Genomic DNA, 22,737 nt, shown 5'->3' with positions numbered 1-22,737 from the left:
CAAGTTTATTAGTTAATTTATCCATAAACCAGATAAATTATAATATCCTTGTAATTAAAAAAGCTAGGTTTATAAAACCTAGCTTTTAAAATAGTTTACTCCACATTCAAATATTCTTTGATCTTTTTCTCCTATTATATTCTTTATAACGTTTTGCCCTAGTCTTTCTGAATGACCCATTTTACCTAATATTCTTCCGTCAAGGCTGGTTATACCCTCAACAGCATAGAATGAACCATTAGGATTAATTTCTATATCATAAGATGCATTTCCATCAAAATCTACATATTGAGTAGCTATTTGCCCTTTTGATATTAGTTTATCCATCACATCTTGTTCACATACAAATCTTCCTTCTCCATGAGATATGGCTATACTGTGTATATCCCCTACATTGGTACTAGAAAGCCATGGAGATAAATTAGAAGCTATTCTAGTTTGAACTATTTTAGATTGATGTCTTCCTATCTTATTGTAGGTTAGAGTTGGAGAATTTTCATCTATATCTCTTATTTCCCCATAAGGAAGTAATCCTAATTTTATAAGAGCTTGGAATCCATTACATATACCCAACATTAACCCATCTTTATTTTTTAAGAAGTTCATAACTGCATCAGAAACCTTTGGATTTCTAAATATAGTTGCTATGAATTTTCCTGAACCATCAGGTTCATCCCCTGCACTAAATCCACCTGGCAACATTATTATTTGAGATGAATTTATTTCTTTTACTATTGTATCTATCGAATCCTCTATATCCTTATAATTTAAGTTTTTAAAAACTTGTATACTAGTTTTTGCACCTGCTTTTTCAAAGACTCTAGCACAATCATACTCACAGTTAGTCCCTGGGAACGCTGGAATAAATACCTTCGGAGAACTTAAATTTAATCCTGATGAATTATTATTTTTAGTCATAAATGTTATAGTTTCTATTTTTTCTTTTAATTCAGTTGATTTTGTTGGAAATATTGACTCAAGTGGTTCGCAGTATTTTTTATAAATTTCATCTATGTTTATAGAAATATCGTTAACTTTTATATTGTTTTCCCTAGTAGTTATACCTAATAATTTGTAGTTATAATTTAACAACTCTTTTTCTACATCTACATCATTAGATAATTCCAATATTATAGATCCGTACTTAGCCTCAAATATTTCTGTATTATTTATTTTATTAAACTCAAATCCTATCTTATTTCCAAAAGCCATTTTGCTTATAGCCTCACATATTCCACCATTAGTCACTACATAAGACGATAAAACATTTTTATCCTTTATCATTTGATTTATCTTTTCTAGGTTTTTCTTTAATTCATCAAAATCCAAAGTCTCATCTTCATTTTTTGCAGTACTGATTAATACTACTTTAGAGTTTACATTCTTAAATTCAGAGGATATAACATTATTAGCATCTACTATATTTACTGCAAATGATACTAATGTAGGCGGAACATCTATATCCTTAAATGTACCAGACATACTGTCTTTCCCACCTATAGCTGGTATATCTAGTTTACTTTGGGCATAGTACGCACCTAATAATGCACTAAATGGTTTACCCCATTTCTCTGGATCACTACCTAATTTTTCAAAATACTCTTGTAGTGTTAACCTTGTTGTTTTATAGTCTCCGCCTATAGCCACTATTTTGCATACAGATTCAACTACTGCATACATAGCTCCATGGAAAGGACTCCACTTCCCTATTTTAGGATTATATCCATAAGTCATTATTGTAGATGTATTAGTTTCTCCATTTAGTACAGGTATTTTAGCAACCATCCCCTGTGCTTCAGTGGCCTGATACTTACCTCCAAATGGCATTAATACAGTATTTCCACCTATTGTACTATCAAATCTTTCTACTAATCCTTTTTTAGAACATACATTTAAATCTTGTAATGTATTTATCCAATTTTCCTCTATATCAACATATTCTTTATTTCTAAAACATTTTACATTTTCTGAAGGAGATTTTACCGAAATCTCTGTACTTTGTTTTATTCCATTAGTATCCAAAAATTCTCTACTTATATCTACTATAGCTTTATCATTCCAAAACATTCTCATTCTACCATTGTCTGTAACCTTCGCTACAACTGTTGCTTCTAGATTTTCAGATTTTGAAATTTCTATAAATCTATCTGCATTTTTAGGACTTACAACTACAGCCATACGTTCTTGAGATTCTGATATAGCAAGTTCAGTTCCATCTAACCCATTATATTTTTTAGGCACTAAATTTAAATTTATGTCAATACTATCGGCTATTTCACCTATAGCAACGCAAACTCCTCCAGCTCCAAAGTCATTACATCTTTTTATCATCTGCGCTAATTCTTTATTTCTAAACAATCTTTGGATTTTTCTTTCCGTTGGAGCATCTCCTTTTTGAACTTCTGCAGAACAAGTAAGTATTGACTCTTCGCTATGTTCTTTAGATGAACCTGTGGCTCCTCCACATCCATCTCTTCCTGTTTTTCCGCCTAATAATATTATAATATCGCCTTGAGACGGAACTTCTCTTACAACATTTTCTTTTGGAGTTGCTGCTATAACAGCTCCAATTTCCATTCTCTTTGCTACAAAGCCCTCATCATAAACTTCTGCAACTTGTCCCGTAGTAAGTCCTATTTGATTCCCGTATGAACTATATCCATGTGCAGCCCCTGTTGTTATTTTCTTTTGCATAAGCTTGCCCGGTAAAGTGTCTTCTATAGATGTTCTAGGATCTCCACTACCAGTAACACGCATAGCTTGATATACATAACTTCTTCCTGATAATGGGTCCCTTATCGCTCCACCTAAACAAGTAGCTGCCCCTCCAAAAGGTTCTATTTCTGTTGGATGGTTATGTGTTTCATTTTTAAACATAACTAGATACTTTTCTATTTTCCCATCTATTTCAACATCTACATTTATACTACAGGCATTGATTTCTTCCGATACATCTAAGTCTTCTAATAACCCTTTTTTTCTTAGTTCTTTCATAGCCATAGTAGCTATATCCATTAAGCATATATCTCTATCTTGATTACCATATACATATTCCCTTGAATTTATATACATATCATAAGCTTGTTTAACTATATCACTGTATTTTCCACTTTCTATTGTTATATCTTTTATATTAGTTAAAAATGTAGTGTGACGACAATGATCCGACCAATAAGTATCTACAACTTTTATTTCTGTTATAGTAGGATTTCTTTTTTCTATATTATTAAAGTAATTTTGAATATGCTTTAAGTCATCAAATGTCATAGCTAAATTATTTAATTTCATAAAATCTAGTAACTCTTCATCAGTATAATCTACAAAACCATCTAAAATTTTAACTTCTGTTGGTATATCTGTTCTCATTTTTAAAGTATCTGGTTTTTGAAGGCTAGCTTCTTTAGAGTCTACTGGATTTATACAATATGATTTTATTTTATTAAATTCTTCATCAGTTATATCTCCACTTAGTACTATTATCTTTGCTGTATTTATATTAGGTCGTACTCCATCGTTTACAATTTGTATACATTGAGAAGCCCAATCTCCTCTTTGATCATATTGGCCAGGAAGATATTCTACTCCAAACACTTTAGTATTATCTTCAAATTGCATTTCTTCATAACATATATTGTCTACATTCGGTTCCGAAAATATTGTTATGGCTGCCTTTTTATATACTTCATCTGATATACCTTCAATGTCATATCTATTTATAATTCTAACTTTAGTTAAGCTATTTATATTTAATCCCTCTGCTATATCTTTATATAGACCAGTTGCTTCAACATCAAATCCAGGTTTTTTTTCTATTAATATTCTTCTTACTATATTATTAATCATTATCCCCACCTGCCTTAATTTATTTTAGTCCTATATCATTTCTATAGTGAGCACCTTCAAATTTAACTTTTGCTACATTCTTATAAGCCTTTTCAGTTGCTTCCTTAAGAGTTTTTCCCTTAGCTGTAATTCCTATTACCCTTCCTCCATTAGTAACTAAGTTATCATTTACTAATTTAGTTCCACTATGAAATACCATTATATCTTCGTCGACACAATCAGTGCCTGTTATGATTTTTCCCTTTTCATAATTATCTGGATATCCTTTTGATGTAAGCATTACACATACAGTAGCACAATCTTCATATTTTATATCTATATTTTTTAAATCATTATTTAATATAGAATCTATAATATCTGTTAAGTTTGTTTTAAGCCTTGTGAGTACAACTTGAGTCTCAGGATCTCCAAATCTAACGTTATATTCTAATACCTTTGGTCCATCATTTGTCATCATTAAGCCTATAAATATAACTCCCTTATAGTTTAATTTATCTTTTTTTAAACCATCTAATGTTCTTTGTAATACTTGGTCTTTTATAATACTTGATAATTCTTCAGTATATATGCTACTTGGAGAAAACGTACCCATTCCTCCTGTGTTAGGCCCTTCTTCATTATCATATATTCTCTTGTGATCTTTAGCACTTACCATAGGAACTATGGTGCCACTATCTACAAAAGCTAGTATAGAGGTCTCTATTCCACTTAAATATTCTTCTATAACTACTTTATTTCCAGCTTCTCCAAACTTTTTTTCTTCCATCATTTCTTTTAAAGTATTTAATGCCTCTTCCCTATTCTGAGCTATAACTACTCCTTTTCCAGCAGCTAACCCATCTGCTTTTAAAACTACAGGATATCCGAAGTTATCAATATCTTTTATAGCACTATTTATATCAATATATTCTCTATATTTTGCTGTTGGGATATTATGTCTTATCATAAAATCTTTTGAAAATGATTTACTTCCTTCTAACTGTGCACATTGTTTATTCGGTCCAAATATTTTAAGACCAAGAGCTTGAAATTTATCAACTATTCCATTAACTAACGGAACTTCTGGTCCAACTATAGTTAAATCTATATTATTAGTTAAAGCAAAATTCGATAATCTTTCAATTTCATTGTCACCTATATTTATACACTCAGCTATTTTAGATATTCCTGCATTACCTGGTGCACAATATATCTCTTTTACATTGTCTTCACCCTTTAATTTCCATACTATGGTGTGTTCTCTTCCTCCACTGCCTATAACTAAAACTCTCATATTGTCCTCCTTAGTGTTTGAAGTGTCTTATTCCTGTAAATACCATAGATATATTATTCTTATCACAAGCCTTTATAGAATCTTCATCTCTCATAGATCCGCCAGGTTGTATTATCCCTTTTATTCCATATTTAGCAGCTAAAGTTACGCAATCTTCGAATGGGAAAAATGCATCAGATGCCAGTATTGCACCTTCAAAATTCTTATCAATATTATTTTCTATAGCATTTTTAAGTGCCCATATTCTAGATGTTTGCCCACATCCTAGTGCTAATGTTTGCCCATCTTTAACTATTGCTATAGCATTAGATTTCATATGTTTAACCACCTTAAGCCCAAATTCCATATCCTTTATTTGGTTGGAAGTTGGAACATTTGCAGTAACTACTTTATAACTTTGTGCTAAAGATTCATTTTTATCTTGTGCTAATAATTTACCATCTAAATATTTAAAGTCATAGTTTTGATTGCTTCCTTCTAGGTTGTTTATCTTTAATACCCTTAGATTTTTCTTTTGTTTTAATATTTCTAAAGCCTCTTCCGTAAAGTCATACGCTACTATTATCTCTAAGAATATCTCATTCATTTTTTGTGCCGTTTTTGTATCTATAATAGATGTAATTCCTACTATGCCTCCGAATATAGATGTTTTATCACCTTCATAACACTTTTGATAAGCTTCAAAAGAATCGACACCCATTCCAACACCACATGGATTTGTATGTTTTATTGCGACACAGGCTATTTCTTCGCTATTTTTAAATTCTTTCATAATTTCTAGTACTGAATTTAAGTCATTTATATTATTAAAAGATAATTCTTTACCATTTAATTGTTCAAAATTTAATATAGAGTTTTGTGCATTACTTTGTTTATATAAAACAGCATCTTGGTGTGGATTTTCCCCATATCTTAAGTTACATTCCTTTTCAAATGTTAGATTTAAGTAGTTAGGATATTTTTCATTTAGTACATTTGCAAAGTAGTTAGATATTAAAGCATCGTAGCGACCAGTTAAAGAAAACGCCTTAAATGCAAGTCTTTTTCTATCTTCTAAACTTAATCCTCTATTTTCTAGTTTTTCTATTATAAAATTATAATCTTCTATATCTACAACTACTGTTACATCTTTATAATTTTTAGCAGATGACCTTATAAGAGTTGGGCCGCCTATATCTATATTTTCTATCATTCCACTGTGATCTTTTCCGCTTTTTAATGCCCCTTCAAAATCGTATAAGTTTACAACTACCATATCTATAGGACTTATACTGTATTTTTGTATAGTTTCTAAATGTTCTTCTTTATCTCTTTTATATAATATACCTCCATGTATATATGGATTTAGAGTCTTAACTCTTCCATCTAACATTTCTGGAAAATTTGTAACTTCATCAACTTGGATAACATCTATATTATTTTGTTTTAATATGCTATATGTGTTTCCTGTAGATACTATTTCATATCCAAGGGTATTTAAACTTTTAGCAAAATCAACTATTCCCTCTTTATTAGTAACGCTTATTAATGCTCTTTTATTCATTTATAAACACTCTCCCACTATGAAATTTTATTTTATTATCACAGAAAAGTTTTACAGATTTTTTAAGTATTTCATGTTCTATATCTAAAACTCGCTTTGCTATAGTATCTACTGTGTCATTTTCTAAAACGTCTATACATTTTTGTATTATTATAGGTCCAGCATCTGCTTCCTCATTTACAAAATGTACAGTAGCTCCTGTTATTTTAACTCCATAATCAAGAACGGACTTGTGCACTTTTTTGCCATAATATCCTTCACCACAAAAGGATGGTATAAGTGATGGATGTATATTTATTATCTTATTTCTAAATTCATCGACAAATTTAGGGCTTATAATTTTTAAATATCCTGCTAGAACTATTAATCCTATGTTTTTTTCTTTTAATAATTTTATTATATTTTCCTCATCATTTTCATATATAGCCTCTATATTGTTTTTTTTAGCACGTTCCAGTCCATAAGCATCTTTTTTATTAGATATTACTAATTTTATTTCTCCATTTATTTCATTTTCAGCAGCAGAATCTATAAGAGCTTGTAAATTTGTTCCTCCTCCAGATATGAGAACTGCTATATTTAGCATAATTCTACTCCGACCTGTTTTTTAGTAACCTGACCTATAATATACCCCTTATCAATGGAATTGATATATTCTAGTATTTCATCAGCCTTTTCTTGTTCTACCGCTATAACTAAGCCTATTCCCATATTAAAACTTTTGTGCAATTCTATTTCACCTATGCTATTAATATTTTCTATAAGACTAAATATTGCTGGTTTATCCCATGAATTCTTGTTTATGCTTACTCCTAATCCCTTGGGTATAACTCTAGGTATATTTTCTATAAGCCCGCCTCCAGTTATATGCGCTATGGCTTTTATATCATATTTATTTAATAAATCCATAACTAATTTTACATATATTTTTGTCGGCTCTAGTAATGCTTCTCCTAATGTTTTTCCTAGTTCAGGTACATATTTACTTAAATCCCATTTAAGAGTATCTAAGAAGATTTTTCTTACAAATGAGTATCCATTACTGTGTATCCCACTTGAAGATATCCCTATTAATACATCTCCTTCTTTAACATCACTTCCTGTAACTATTTTTTCTCTATCACATATTCCAACTGAAAACCCCGCTAAGTCATATTCTCCATTGGAATACATCCCTGGCATTTCAGCAGTTTCTCCACCTATCAAAGCACAATTTGCAAGTTTACAACCTTCTACTATCCCACCTACTATACTTTCTACATTTTCAGCCTTTAGCTTCCCAGTTGCTATATAATCTAAGAAAAATAGAGGTCTTGCTCCTTGACATATAAGATCATTAACACACATTGCAACCAAATCTATGCCTACAGTATTGTGTATATCTATCATTTGAGCAATTTTCAACTTCGTGCCAACTCCATCAGTTGAAGAAAGTAATACTGGCTCTTTCATTCCTGTAAATTCTTTTAAACTATATAATCCACTAAAATTACCTAAATCTCCTATTACATTATTGTCATAAGTAGATTTTATTTTATTTTTGATTAAATTTACCGCTTTATTTCCTTCATCTATATCAACACCTGAATCTTTATAAGTTATATTAAGCATAGATATCTTCCCCCTTATCTGTAATTTCTACTGGATAACTTCCATCGAAACATGCTTTACAGAATATATTTTGGTTATTCCCTGCTTCTAAAATTCCATCTATATCTATAAACTTAAGACTATCTGCTCCTATAGATTTACAAATCTCATCCACTGAATTATTAGCTGCAATTAGATGTTTGCGATTTGGAGTATCTATTCCATAAAAACATGGATACTTTACAGGAGGAGATATTATTCTTACGTGAACTTCTCTAGCTCCTGAATTTTTTAGGGAATCTATTATTTTTTTAGAAGTAGTACCTCTAACTATTGAATCATCTACTAATATTATAGATTTACCTTTAACTACTGAAGTTAGAGGGTTGAGCTTTATTTTAACACCTATTTCACGTTCAGCCTGAGTAGGCTTTATAAAAGTTCTTCCAACATATCTATTCTTTACTAATCCTTCAGCTAGCCGTACATTACTAGCTCTTGAATATCCAATTGCTCCTGACCAACCTGAATCTGGAACAGGAACTACTATATCTACATCTATATCATCTTCCTTTGCAAGTATTTCTCCACACCTAACTCTAAATTCATAAGCATTTACCCCATCTAAAGTGGCGTCATTTCTAGCAAAGTATATATGTTCAAATATGCAAGTTTTCTTTAATTCCTTGTAATTTTCCCTATAATTATAAGACTTTAATTCATTGTTTTTTATAACTATTATTTCTCCAGGTTCTATATCTCTGACTATTTCTCCACCTATTATATCTATTGCACAAGTTTCAGATGCAACTATATAGGTATCTCCTTTTTTACCTAAAACTAAAGGTCTAAATCCATGAGGGTCTCTTACCGCTACCAATTCATCTTCACTCATTATAACCAAGGAATAAGCTCCCTTTATATAATCCATAGTTATTTTTAGACTTTCTACAATATCGCCTTTATAGTACCTAGCTAATATATATAATATAACCTCAGAATCTGTATTAGTTTGAAACATAAAACCTTCATCTTCTAAAGTTGTTCTTAAATATTTTTCATTTACCAAATTTCCATTATGTGCTAACGCCAACTTTCTTCCTCTACATATTCCTACCAAAGGTTGACAGTTAGATATATGACTTCCACCAGCTGTTGAATATCTAACATGACCTATACCAAAATTACCATTTAACTTTTCTAACTCCTCTTCCTTAAATACTTCTCCAACTAATCCCATATCTTTTTTGTATTCTATTCCATTATCTGATGATACGGCCATCCCGCAACTTTCTTGACCTCTGTGTTGTATGGAATATAAAGCATAATATAACTCTTTTGAAACATCCTTATTTGAATATACACCCACTATACCGCACATATTTATTCCCCCTATTAGCAACCCATTCTAGTTAAGACTTCTTTGTAACCTTCTATTACATTTCCTAAGTCCCTTCTAAATCTATCCTTATCATATTTTTCGTTAGTATTAGCATCCCATAACCTACAAGTGTCAGGCGATACTTCATCTGCAAGTATTACTTTTCCATCTGACGTTTTTCCAAATTCTAATTTAAAATCTACTAATTTTAGATTCATATCTTCGAAAAATTTCTTCATAACATTATTTATCCTAAAAGTTTGTTGTTTTATATAATCTATTTCTTCTTTAGTCGCTAACTTCATAGCTATAACATGATCGTCATTTATTAATGGATCTCCATATTCATCATTTTTATAGCATAATTCAAATACAGGTTCTTCAAATTGTATTCCTTCTTCTAGCCCTAACCTCTTACACATAGATCCTGCTGATATATTTCTAACTATAACTTCAAGAGGAAGTATTTCTACCTTTTTTACTAACATTTCTCTATCAGATATATTTTTAATATAGTGAGTTTCTACGCCCTCTTTTTCCAGCATTTCAAATACTATAGAAGATATCTTATTATTTATTATTCCTTTTTCATATATTTCATCTTTTTTAATTCCATTAAAAGCAGTCGCATCATCTTTAAAGTAAACTACATATTCATTGTTGTTTTCTGTTAAAAATACTCTTTTTGCTTTTCCCTCGTATAATAATTTCATTTTAATTACCCCCTTAATTTTTCATCATCTTCTAATACCTTGTTTTCCATTTCAATTCTATAATTTTTTAGTTTTTGTTTTAATTCTGGATATTTTATAGACATTATTTGAATTGCCATAAGAGCTGCATTTAAACCTGAATCTATCGTTACTGTTGCAACAGGTATTCCCTTAGGCATTTGAACTATTGAAAGAAGTGAATCTAATCCATCGAGAGTGGATGATTTAATCGGCAGACCAACTATAGGTATTAATGTATGAGAAGCTATTACTCCAGGAAGATGCGCTGCTTTACCAGCAGCTGCTACTATAACATCTGTATTATTTTCTATCTCGTTTAAAAAACTCATTAGTTGTTTTGGAGTTCTATGTGCTGACAATGCTCTAACTTCAGTTTTTATTCCAAACTCTTTAATTAGGTCTATTCCTTCTTCTAATTTTGGATAATCTGATATAGATCCCATAATTATTGATATTTTCATGTTTTTCCCTCCTTTAAAATTAGATTCTAAGTATTTCTCAAACTTTAATTCACCTTTTAATATTATAGTTCGATATATACCTAACTTTTATATTTATATGTTAGTATATTGTACGCATATAGTCAACAATAAATACGTATGTTTTTTAAAAATATATAAACATAATTCGTAATATATGTAAAAACCATAAAAAAATAACATACATCGAATAATGTATGTTATTTCAAGTTTAAATTATGAGTTTGTTTTATAGTAAAGCGAATTTTACTATAAATAACAGAGATAGTATAATAAGTGAAATTTGAACTTCTTTAGTTCTCTTAGTCAATAATTTTATAATTGTATAAGATATTATCCCAAACATTATTCCATCAGCTATACTGTAAGTGAATGGCATAATTACAACTGTTAAAAATGCTGGTACTGCATCTGTGAAATCATCAAAGTTTATATTAAGCAATGAACTTGCCATCATAACTCCAACCAATATAAGCACTGATGCTGTTGCTTGGGCTGGTATCGCTATAAATATCGGAGCAAAGAATAATGACATTAAGAATAACATTCCTGTTGTTAAAGCTGTAAGTCCAGTTCTTCCCCCTTCAGATATTCCTGAAGCACTTTCTATATATGAAACTACTGTAGACGTTCCTAGAAGTCCAGCTGTTGTCGTACCTATAGCATCTGCAAGTAACGCTTCTTTAGCCCTAGGCAATTTTCCATTTTCATCTAACATCCCTGCTTTACTAGCTAGTCCAACTAAACATCCTACTGTGTCAAACAGATTAACAAATAAGAATGTAAATACTATAACTACCATATCTAAACTAAATAATTTCGATTGGTCTACATTCATAAATTGCATAAATACTGGTTTTAAAGATGGAACTGATGATACTATACCTGTTGGTAATCCAACTATATTTATTGCCATCCCTATTGCTGAAGTTACTAATATCGATATTAAAAATGCACCTTTTATATTTCTAGCTAATAATACCGAAGCCAATATTAGGCCAAATAACGCAAGTAAAACTAATGGCGATTTAAGATTTCCTACTTCTAGAATCGCTCCACCTTGTTTAATTACACCTGCATTGATCAATCCTATAAATGCTATAAAAAATCCTATTCCACCTGTAATTGCATGTTTTAAAACTGTTGGTATTGCATCTATTACTTTTTCACGAATATTTGTAAGACTTAGAATGATAAATATTACACCTTCTACGACAACCGCACATAATGCAAACTGCCAACTATACCCCATTCCTAAAACTACCGTATACGCAAAGAACGCATTAAGCCCCATACCAGGCGCTAGTGCTATAGGGTAATTTGCAAGAAGTGCCATAGCTACAGAAGCAATAAATGAAACTAGTGCTGTAGCTGTAAATACAGCTCCTTTATCCATTCCCGCATCACCTAGTATCATTGGATTTACAACTAATATATATGCCATAGTCATAAACGTAGTAATCCCAGCTAATACTTCTGTTTTAATATTCGTATTATGCTCTGATAACTTAAATAATTTCTCTAATAATCCATTTTTTTTCCCAAAATTTTGAGATGTCTGCATGTTTATCCTCCTGTTAGTCACATTTTTTATTTTTATATAATTAATATTCATATTTTGTCTAATTTTGTCTAACATTATACTCTTATTATATATTATAGTACGTATTTTTGCAATATGAAATTCCGAATGTTTTTATATGTTCCACATAAATAATTCGAATTTTTGCATAAAAAAATTGATATATATTAGGTTTCCCAATATATATCAATTTTATTTTTAAAGTAATATAAATTTTGCTATAAACAATACAGATAATATAATCAAACTTAAATTAACTTCTTTTCTTTTATTAGATAGTCCTTTTATAACTGTATAAGATACTATTCCGAATATTATACCGTCAGCTATACTATAAGCAAGAGGCATCATTACAACAGTTAAAAATGCTGGTATTGCATCTGTAAAATCATCAAAGTTTATATGAAGTAGCGAGCTAGACATCATAACGCCAACCAATATAAGCACTGGTGCCGTTGCTTGAGCTGGTATCGCTGTAAATACTGGAGCAAAGAATAATGATGCTAAAAATAAAATTCCTGTTGTCAATGCTGTAAGTCCAGTTCTTCCACCTTCAGATATTCCTGATGCACTTTCTACATAAGAAGTTACTGTTGAAGTTCCTAATAAAGCTCCTGCAGTAGTGCCTATCGCATCAGCAAATAATGCTTGTTTTGCCTTAGGTAATTTTCCATTTTCATCTAGCAGATTGCCTTTGCTTGCAACCCCTACTAAACATCCTACAGTATCAAATAAGTCAACAAACAAGAATGTAAATACTATAACTACCATATCCAAACTAAATATTTGAGAAGTTTCTATATTAAATGCTTGTAAAAATATAGGCTTTAACGAGGGTACTGAAGATACTATCTCACTTGGGAAAGGTACGATTTGAGATACCATGCCTATTGCGGATAAAACTAGCATAGCTATTAAAAAAGCTCCTTTTATGTTTTTGACTAATAATATTGAAGCCAATAGTATTCCAAATATTGATAATATTACAAGGGGAGACTTCATATTTCCTAACGCTATTATAGCCCCGCCTTGGGTAACTATGCCTGCATTAACTAAACCTATAAAAGCTATAAACAATCCTATACCTGCTGTGACAGCATGTTTCAGAACTGTAGGTATACAATCTATTATTTTTTCACGAACATTTGTAAGAGTCAACAATATAAATATTATTCCTTCTATTAAAACTGCACACAATGCAAACTGCCAACTATATCCCATTCCTAAAACAACTGTATATGCCATGAATGCATTAAGCCCCATACCAGGTGCTAATGCTATTGGATAATTTGCAAGAAAAGCCATAACTGCGCAAGCTATAAATGAAGCTAAAGCTGTAGCTGTAAATACGGCTCCTTTATCCATTCCAGCATCTCCTAATATCATAGGATTTACAACTAATATATATGCCATGGTCATAAATGTAGTTGTCCCTGCTAGTATCTCAGTTTTAACATTAGTTTTATTCTCAGTTAACTTAAATAACTTATCTAGCAGATTTCTTTTTTCATAATTAATATTTTTAGATAATTGCATTTTAAAGCCCCCTTTTTCCCTTATAATATTTTTTGTATTGTTATTATAGTTCGTTATATGTCTAACTTTATATTTATATTTTAATATATTATATGTTGTTAGTCAATGCATTTTACGAATAATAATTTAATTTTATAAAAAATAATTCGAAATACTTATAAAAAAATTGATATACGTTAATTAAATTAACATATATCAATTTACATTGTAATTTATTAAGTTTTCATTCTATAAAAATATAAACTTTAGTACAAATAATACAGACAATATAATTAAAGTTATATTCACTTCTTCTCTTTTATTAGATAAAACCTTTATAATTGTATAAGATATTATACCTAGCATGATTCCATCAGCTACACTATAACTTAATGGCATTAATATAAATGTTAAAAACGCCGGTATCGCATCTGTAAAGTCATCAAAGTTTATTTTTAGTAATGAACTAGCCATCATAACTCCTACTAATATAAGTACTGGAGCTGTTGCTTGTGCTGGTATAGCTATAAATATCGGAGCAAAGAATAAAGATATTAAAAACATTAATCCTGCCACACAAGCTGTAAGACCTGTTCTTCCTCCTTCTGCTATACCTGCCCCACTTTCAACAGTTGTCGCTAATGTAGATGTTCCTAGAAGAGCTGCCGTAGTAGTTGCAATAGATTCAGCTAATAAGGCCTTTTCTACTCTAGGCAGTTTTCCATTTTCATCTAACAAATTAGCCTTACTTGCTATTCCTAATAAAAATCCTATAGAGTCAAACATATTAACAAATAATAAAACAAGAACTACAACTGCCATATCTAAACTAAATAGTTGAGCTTTATCAACATTAAATAACTGCATAAATACCGGCTTTATAGATGGTACCGATGATACTATGCTACTTGGCATAGGTACTATACTAATAACTATACCTAAAATAGTTGTTACTACCATAGATATTAAAAATGCACCTTTTACATTTCTAGCTAATAATATAGATGCCATTATAAGGCCAAATAAAGAAAGTAATACCAGTGGAGATGTTAATTTACCTAGTGATAGTATAGCTCCACCTTGTACTATTAGGCCTGCATTTACAAAACCGATAAAAGCTATAAATAATCCTATACCTGCTGTAATTGCATGTTTTAAAACATCCGGCATACAATTTATTATCTTTTCACGAACATTAGTAACAGTTAACAATATAAATATTATCCCTTCTATAAATGCTGCACATAGAGCAAACTGCCAACTATAACCCATAGTCAAAACTACAGTATAGGCAAAGAATGCATTTAACCCCATGCTCGGCGCTAACACTATAGGATAGTTAGCAAGAAGTCCCATAATAAGACACCCTATAAATGAAGCAACAGCAGTAGCTGTAAATACAGCTTCTTTATTCATTCCTGCTTCCCCTAATATTGTTGGGTTTACAACCAATATATATGCAATAGTCATAAAAGTAGTTATCCCGGCTAACACCTCAGTTTTAACATTTGTGTTACTTTCTGATAACTTAAATATTTTATCTAGTATACCTTTTTTATTTTGAAATTTTTCTTTTTGTGATAACTGCATTTTTATTCCTCCTTTTATTCCCACTCTATAGTTCCAGGTGGTTTAGAAGTTATATCATATACAACTCGATTCACCCCATCAACTTCATTTACTATTCTATTTGATATTTTTTCTAATACTTCATAAGGCATCTTGTACCAATCTGATGTCATCCCATCTGAAGAAGTGACTGCTCTTAAGCCTACTAAGTAAGCATATGTTCTTTCATCACCCATAACTCCTACAGTTTTTACATCTGGTAACGTAGCGAATGCTTGCCATATTTCTCTATATAATCCTGCGTTTTTTAATTCTTCCATATATACGGCATCTGCTTCTCTTAATATGTCTAATTTCTCTTTTGTAACATCTCCTATAACTCTTATGCCAAGGCCTGGACCTGGGAATGGATGTCTAAATATCAATCCTTCTTCTATTCCAAGTTCTAAACCTATTTTTCTAACTTCATCTTTGAATAGTTCTCTTAAAGGCTCAACTATTTCGAACTCTATATCTTCAGGTATTCCTCCAACATTATGATGGGATTTTATAGTAGATGCTCCACCTTCACCATGTCCGCTTTCTATAACATCTGGATATATAGTTCCTTGAACTAAGAAATTCATTTTCCCTAGTTTATTTGATTCCTCTTCAAATACCCTTATAAATTCTTCACCTATTATTTTTCTCTTTGTTTCTGGTTCACTGATTCCAGCTAGTTTACTTAAAAATCTATCTTCACAGTTAACTCTTATTAAATTGATATCAAATTTTTCTCTAAATATTCTTTCTACATCGTCACCTTCATTTTTTCTAAGTAAGCCATGATCAACAAATATACAAGTTAAATTAGATCCTATAGCTTTGTGGACAAGAACTGCTGCAACAGATGAATCTACTCCACCACTCAAGGCACATAGTACTTTTTTATCTCCAACTTTTTCTTTTATTTCTTTAATTTTTTGACTTATAAAAGAATCAGCAGTCCAATCTCCGCTAATTTTGCAAACATTATATAAGAAGTTCCTTAATATTTTATCTCCTTCTATACTATGTTCAACCTCTGGATGAAATTGAACTCCATATAAATCTAGTTCCTTATTTTCCATAGCTGCAACAGGGCATTCAGATGTTTTAGCAGTTACTCTAAACCCATTTGGTACTTTATCTATTAAATCGGTATGGCTCATCCACACTATGTTGTCAGTTTTTATATTATTGAATATTGGAGATTGTCCGTAGTTTATTGTAGTTTTCCCGTATTCTCTTTTATCTCCCCTCCTTACATTTCCACCTAATTTATAAGCCATAAGCTGAGCTCCATAGCATATCCCAAGTATAGGTACTCCTAGTTCAAATATTTCTTTAGATATAGTGGGTGCATTTTCTGCATAAACACTGTTAGGCCCACCTGTGAAAATTATGCCTTTAGGATCTTTTTCTTTTATTTTTTCTATTTTATAGTTATGCGGTATTATTTCACAATATGCATTATTTTCTCTAACTCGTCTAGCTATTAATTGGTTGTATTGCCCCCCAAAATCTACTATTAATATTAATTCTTTTTTCATATTATATTTCTCCTCCCGTGCTATAGTTTGGCGCCTCTTTAGTTATAGTTATATCATGAGGATGACTTTCTTTTAGAGATGCAGCTGTTATCTTTATAAATGAAGAATTATCAATCAATCCTTTTATACTAGGAGCTCCACAATATCCCATACCAGCTCTTAATCCACCTATTAATTGGTATACTATATCTTCAACTTTGCCTTTATATGGGACCATTCCTTCTACACCTTCTGGAACCAGTTTCTTAGCATCATTTTGGAAGTATCTATCTTTAGATCCTTCTTCCATAGCTCCTATAGAACCCATACCTCTATAAGTTTTAAATGCTCTACCTTTATATATTATTCGCTCTCCTGGACTTTCTTCAGTTCCAGCAAACATAGATCCCATCATACAAACAGATGCACCTGCAGCTATAGCTTTCACTACGTCACCTGAGTATTTTATTCCACCATCAGCAATTATAGGAACTCCATACTTATTAGCAGCTTCAGCACAATCCATAACGGCAGTTATTTGAGGGACCCCAATTCCCGCTACTACTCTTGTTGTACATATCGACCCTGGACCTATTCCAACTTTAACACAGTCAGCACCTGCTTTTATAAGTTCTTCCGTAGCTTCATATGTAGCAACATTACCTGCTATAACTTGAAGTTTTGGATATTTTTCTTTTATTTGTTTAACTGCATTTATAACACCTTTTGAGTGACCATGTGCTGTATCTAATACTACAACATCAACTTGTGTTTTGACTAATGCATCAATTCTATTTATCATATCATTTGTAATACCTATTGCCGCTCCACATAAAAGTCTTCCTCCTTCATCTGTAGCTGAATTAGGATATTGTATTTTCTTTTCTATATCTTTTATAGTAATAAGTCCTTTTAGATAACCTTCTTCATCTACTAGAGGTAGCTTTTCTATTTTATTTTTTTTCAATATGTTTTGAGCATCGTCTAAGCTAATACCCTCTTTAGCTGTTATTAAATTTTCTTTGGTCATAACTTCATCTATTTTTTTATTAAAATTTTCTTCAAATCTTATGTCTCTATTTGTTATTATTCCTATTAACTTGTTATCTTTGTCTACTATAGGTACACCCGATATTTTGTATCTTCCCATTATTGCATCTGCATCTGCTATAGTATTTTCTTTAGAAAGATAGAAAGGATCAACTATAACTCCACTTTCACTTCTTTTAACCTTGTCCACTTCTAAGGCTTGTTCTTCTATACTCATGTTTTTGTGTATTATTCCTATACCACCTTGTCTAGCCATAGATATAGCCATTTTAGACTCTGTAACAGTATCCATTCCAGCACTCATTAGAGGTATGTTTAATTTTATATTTTTTGTAAGATTAGTTGTTATATCTACGTCCTTAGGCAATACTTCAGATTTCTGTGGTACCAATAGAACATCGTCAAATGTTAAGCCTTCTTTTAGTATCTTAGCCATTTTATTTCCTCCTTAGTATTATATATAATAGTATTAACTAATTAATAACACTTTATAATAATGCAAAATGTCGAATTTTAAAATTTTATTTTTATATTATAGTTCGTGTTTTAAAAAAATTAAAAAAAATAAATATTTATACAAAAAAGACCTATATAATAATTTCTATAAGTGAAATTATTATATAGGTCTTTTAATATCTACTTTTTAAAGCAAACCCTTAGGGATTTATAATCGGCCTAAAAGCTCACTTTTTATATAATAGATATTATCCTATAATAACTTCACTCATAGTCAGTACATTTACGGTGTACCGGTAGAGACTCTCAGCCCATATTGCTGAGTATATATGAGTGATATTAAATTGTGTTTCTTTGAGTTGTTGTATATTAGATTATCAAAATTTGTCGTTTATGTCAACATATTTGATTTAAAATATTCATGTATAGAAATATTTACATCATTGTATACCTTATTCAAAGATAGACTTAAGTTTTTAGCTATTAATTTACAATCTTCATATTCTGGAGTAACTTTTATTAATTTTTCATCATAGTATCCTAATTTAACTTTTACCTTACCATATATAGTGTTTATGGTTTTTATTTTTCTAGAAAGTATCTCTCTATTGTACTTATTAAATCTTACTCCAAAGGTGCTAGTTTCCTTTAGAATAACTTCTATAATGTTTTCTAGGTCATCTTCAATACATATTACAGATAATTTAACAGCAGGTCTGTTTTTTTTCATATATATACTTTGAGTATATATATCCAATGCCCCTATAGATAATATTTCTTCATATAAATATGAAAATATTTCTGATGACATATCATCTATATTAGCACTCACTTCATATATTATTTCTTCTTTTTTTTTACTCCTATTATAGACCTTAGCATGTTTGGCACTTCAAATTCTTTTTTACCCATACCATACCCTATCTTCTTCACTTCAAATTCTATATCGTCTACAAATTCAGTTACTAATGTTTTTGCTATAGCTGCTCCCGTTGGAGTCGTACATTCCCCACGTACATTGTTTAACTTAACCTTTGCTCCCTTTAGTATTTCTATAGTTGCTGGGGCTGGAACAGGTATCATTCCATGGTCACATTTTACAAACCCTGATCCCAAGGGAATTGTAGAGGCATAAACCTTATCTATGTTTAATATATCTATTAAAATAGAACAACCTACGATATCTACTATAGAATCTACAGCGCCCACCTCATGAAAATGAACTTTGTCTATAGTAGTCCCATGCACCTTAGCTTCTGCTTTAGCTATAGTCATAAACATAGTCTTCGATAGTTCTTTTACAGTTTCACCTAATTGGCTTTTATCTATAATGTCATATATATCGATTAAGTTTCTGTGATTATGACTTATATTATTATTTTTGATTATAACTTCAACATTTTTCCCAACAATACCATTTACTTCTTTAGAAGTTACTTTTATTTCATATTCATTATCTAAATTTAACTTCGATAGTTCTTCTAAAAATATTTCTTCTGGTATTTCTAAGTCCAGTAAAGATGCCAATGTCATATCTCCTGAAATTCCATTTACCATATCTAAATACAATATTCTTTCTTTCATATTTATCTCCTATCTACAACTTATTTATCATACTAGCCAAGTATCCCGCTCCAAAACCATTGTCTATATTAACTACAGATATACCTGAAGCGCAGCTATTTAGCATAGTAAGTAAAGCCGATATCCCATTAAAATTAGCTCCATACCCTACAGATGTAGGTACTGCTATAACAGGAACATCTACAAGACCTCCTACTACACTAGGTAGAGCGCCTTCCATACCTGCAACAGCTATTATCACTCTAGCAGAATTTAAAATATCTGAATTATTCAATAACCTATGTATACCAGCTACTCCTACGTCATATAATTTCTCCACATCATTCCCTAGAAATTGCGCTGTATGGTATGCTTCTTCTGCTACTGGTATGTCAGATGTTCCACCTGTTACTACCAATATTTTTCCTTTACCTTTTATTTCAATTGGTTCACTTTGTAATTTTATTATTCTAGCAGACTCATTATACTCTAGGCTAGGATATATTTTATTTAATTTCTCATATGATTCTTTTCTACATCTAGTTCCTAATACGTTTGAACCTTTTTCACTCATTTTTTCTATTATACCTATTATCTGTTCATCTGTTTTTCCTTCACAATATATAACCTCAGGATATCCAGTTCTTATTTTTCTGTGATGATCTACTTTCGCATACCCTATATCTTCAAATGGAAGAGTTTTAAGTTTATTTAATGCATCATCTAGATTTATATTATCATTTTTAACATTTTGAAGTATGTCTTTTATATATTCCATATTCATTAAGTTTTCACTCCCTAAAGTTGTGGTGTATATTAATTTTAACATATCTTTTATACTTTATACACTAAAATTCGCTTTGCTCATATCGCCAACGACCTTAAGAAAGAGGACCGTTGCTCAAGTTTATCAGTTGGAAATTATCATTTCCTTATAATAAAAAAGAGAGTGACTAAGCACTCTCTTTCAATTACATCATCGGCATTCCGCCACCCATTCCAGGCATCGGGTCTTCTTTTCCAGGTATATCAACTACAGCAGCTTCTGTAGTTAAGAATACAGCAGCTATAGATGCAGCATTTTGTAATGCTGTTCTTGTAACTTTAGTTGGATCAACTATACCAGCTTCTATCATGTTTACATATTTTTCGTTTAATGCATCAAATCCCATTTCTGGCTCAGAGTTCATAACATTTTGTACTATAACAGCGCCTTCAAGACCTGCATTTGTTGCTATTTGTCTTAATGGCTCCTCTAATGATTTTCTTATTATTTGAGCTCCTATTTTAACTTCGCCTTCTAATGATTGAACTAAAGCTTCTACCGCTGGTATTACACTAACAGGTGCTGTACCACCACCGGCTACTATACCTTCTTCAACAGCAGCTCTAGTAGCATTTAGCGCATCTTCGATTCTTAATTTTCTTTCTTTTAATTCAGTTTCAGTGGCAGCTCCAACTTTTATAACAGCTACTCCTCCAGCAAGTTTAGCTAGTCTTTCTTGTAATTTTTCTTTGTCAAATTCAGAAGTAGTTCCTTCTATTTGAACTTTTATTTGATTTACTCTATCTTCTATAGATTTTTCATCTCCGGCACCACCAATTATTGTAGTGTTATCTTTGTTAACCTTAACAGTGCTTGCTCTACCTAACATAGATAAATTAGCTTCTTTTAAGTCTAATCCAACTTCTTCAGATATAACTTGACCACCTGTTAAAATAGCTATATCTTCTAACATGGCTTTTCTTCTATCACCGAATCCTGGAGCTTTAACAGCAACAACTTCAAAAGTACCTCTTAACTTATTAAGTACTAATGTAGATAAAGCTTCACCTTCAACGTCCTCTGCTATTATCAGTAATCTTCTTCCTTGTTGTACTATTTGCTCTAGTAATGGTAGTAATTCTTGTATATTAGATATCTTTTTATCAGTTATTAATATGTATGGATCGCTTAATACAGCTTCCATTTTTTCAACATCTGTTACCATATATGCAGAAACATATCCTCTATCAAACTGCATACCTTCTACCGCATCTAACTCAGTATGCATCGTCTTAGATTCTTCTACAGTTATAACTCCATCTTTTCCTACTATTTCCATAGCCTCAGCTATTAAATTTCCTACTTCTTCATCTCCAGATGAAACAGAAGCAACTTGAGCTATAGCTTCTTTAGTTTCTACAGTTCTTGATTGTTTCTTTAATTCCTCAACTGCTACATCAACAGCTTTTTGTATACCTTTTCTTAGCAATATTGGATTAGCTCCAGCTGTTACATTTTTTAATCCTTCTCTTATTATAGCTTGAGCAAGAACTGTAGCTGTTGTTGTACCATCTCCAGCTACATCATTAGTTTTAGTAGCAACTTCTTTAACTAATTGAGCTCCCATATTTTCATACGGATCTTCTAATTCTATTTCTTTAGCTATAGTAACACCATCGTTAGTTATAAGTGGCGAACCAAATTTTTTATCTAATATAACATTTCTTCCTTTTGGTCCTAATGTAACCTTCACTGTATCTGCTAGTTTATTAACACCAGTTTCTAAAGCTTTTCTTGTAGCTTCTGAAAATCTAATTTCCTTAGCCATAACAAACCCCTCCTA

The 22,737-nt window shown here is 31.0% G+C and carries 15 protein-coding genes, 1 pseudogene and 1 riboswitch; all 16 genes and pseudogenes read right to left on the bottom strand.

Features of this window, described 5'->3' with window-relative positions:
• Positions 1–78: 78 nt before the first annotated feature.
• The 16 genes and pseudogenes from BS62_RS09580 to groL all read right to left on the bottom strand — a co-directional run bounded on the left by BS62_RS09580 (position 79) and on the right by groL (position 22,722).
• The gene (locus BS62_RS09580; protein ID WP_496491044.1) at positions 79–3,843 is read right to left on the bottom strand and encodes a phosphoribosylformylglycinamidine synthase; all 3,765 of its coding nucleotides are present in this window, start codon (positions 3,841–3,843) and stop codon (positions 79–81) included.
• A gap of 19 nt (positions 3,844–3,862) precedes the next feature.
• On the bottom strand, positions 3,863–5,116 hold the full coding sequence (gene purD, locus BS62_RS09575; RefSeq protein ID WP_496491043.1) for a phosphoribosylamine--glycine ligase: 1,254 nt from the start codon (positions 5,114–5,116) through the stop codon (positions 3,863–3,865).
• A gap of 10 nt (positions 5,117–5,126) precedes the next feature.
• A complete protein-coding gene (purH, locus tag BS62_RS09570) occupies positions 5,127–6,659 on the bottom strand; it encodes a bifunctional phosphoribosylaminoimidazolecarboxamide formyltransferase/IMP cyclohydrolase (protein ID WP_496491042.1) in 1,533 nt (510 codons plus the stop codon).
• Positions 6,652–7,245 (bottom strand): phosphoribosylglycinamide formyltransferase, encoded by a 594-nt coding sequence (purN, locus tag BS62_RS09565; protein ID WP_496491041.1) that lies wholly within the window; start codon positions 7,243–7,245, stop codon positions 6,652–6,654. The genes purH and purN overlap by 8 nt, the downstream gene beginning before the upstream one ends.
• Positions 7,239–8,270 carry a phosphoribosylformylglycinamidine cyclo-ligase gene (gene purM, locus BS62_RS09560; RefSeq protein ID WP_496491040.1) on the bottom strand — a complete coding sequence of 344 codons (1,032 nt, stop codon included), beginning with the start codon at positions 8,268–8,270 and terminating at the stop codon, positions 7,239–7,241. Before purM ends, purN begins: the two co-directional genes overlap by 7 nt.
• The gene (gene purF / locus BS62_RS09555) at positions 8,263–9,630 is read right to left on the bottom strand and encodes an amidophosphoribosyltransferase (protein ID WP_496491039.1); all 1,368 of its coding nucleotides are present in this window, start codon (positions 9,628–9,630) and stop codon (positions 8,263–8,265) included. Before purF ends, purM begins: the two co-directional genes overlap by 8 nt.
• A 14-nt stretch (positions 9,631–9,644) precedes the next feature.
• On the bottom strand, positions 9,645–10,343 hold the full coding sequence (purC, locus tag BS62_RS09550) for a phosphoribosylaminoimidazolesuccinocarboxamide synthase (RefSeq protein WP_496491038.1): 699 nt from the start codon (positions 10,341–10,343) through the stop codon (positions 9,645–9,647).
• 5 nt (positions 10,344–10,348) lie between these two features.
• Complete coding sequence (gene purE / locus BS62_RS09545) at positions 10,349–10,825, bottom strand: 5-(carboxyamino)imidazole ribonucleotide mutase (protein ID WP_496491037.1); 477 nt, start codon at positions 10,823–10,825, stop codon at positions 10,349–10,351.
• A 247-nt stretch (positions 10,826–11,072) separates the two neighbouring features.
• A complete protein-coding gene (locus tag BS62_RS09540; RefSeq protein ID WP_496491036.1) occupies positions 11,073–12,407 on the bottom strand; it encodes an NCS2 family permease in 1,335 nt (444 codons plus the stop codon).
• Between the two features lie 216 nt (positions 12,408–12,623).
• Positions 12,624–13,961 carry an NCS2 family permease gene (locus BS62_RS09535; protein WP_496491035.1) on the bottom strand — a complete coding sequence of 446 codons (1,338 nt, stop codon included), beginning with the start codon at positions 13,959–13,961 and terminating at the stop codon, positions 12,624–12,626.
• A 228-nt stretch (positions 13,962–14,189) separates the two neighbouring features.
• Positions 14,190–15,530: an NCS2 family permease gene (locus BS62_RS09530; protein ID WP_496491034.1), complete on the bottom strand. Its 1,341-nt coding sequence runs from the start codon at positions 15,528–15,530 to the stop codon at positions 14,190–14,192.
• A gap of 14 nt (positions 15,531–15,544) precedes the next feature.
• Positions 15,545–17,080 carry a glutamine-hydrolyzing GMP synthase gene (gene guaA, locus BS62_RS09525; protein ID WP_496491033.1) on the bottom strand — a complete coding sequence of 512 codons (1,536 nt, stop codon included), beginning with the start codon at positions 17,078–17,080 and terminating at the stop codon, positions 15,545–15,547.
• A 1-nt stretch (position 17,081) separates the two neighbouring features.
• Positions 17,082–18,545 (bottom strand): IMP dehydrogenase, encoded by a 1,464-nt coding sequence (gene guaB, locus BS62_RS09520; RefSeq protein WP_496491032.1) that lies wholly within the window; start codon positions 18,543–18,545, stop codon positions 17,082–17,084.
• Between the two features lie 271 nt (positions 18,546–18,816).
• Positions 18,817–18,918: riboswitch (purine riboswitch) on the bottom strand.
• 38 nt (positions 18,919–18,956) lie between these two features.
• A pseudogene (gene larC, locus BS62_RS09515) lies at positions 18,957–20,149 on the bottom strand (nickel pincer cofactor biosynthesis protein LarC).
• Positions 20,150–20,162: 13 nt separating this feature from the next.
• On the bottom strand, positions 20,163–20,912 hold the full coding sequence (gene larB / locus BS62_RS09510) for a nickel pincer cofactor biosynthesis protein LarB (RefSeq protein WP_496491031.1): 750 nt from the start codon (positions 20,910–20,912) through the stop codon (positions 20,163–20,165).
• A 187-nt stretch (positions 20,913–21,099) separates the two neighbouring features.
• Positions 21,100–22,722, bottom strand: coding sequence for a chaperonin GroEL (gene groL, locus BS62_RS09505; RefSeq protein WP_496491030.1), 1,623 nt, complete (start codon positions 22,720–22,722; stop codon positions 21,100–21,102).
• Between the last annotated feature and the right edge of the window lie 15 nt (positions 22,723–22,737).

It is taken from the genome of Sporacetigenium mesophilum DSM 16796, assembly GCF_059569055.1.
The sequence above is the reverse complement of the archived record's forward strand: the minus strand, read 5'-3'. Positions and strand labels throughout refer to the sequence as shown.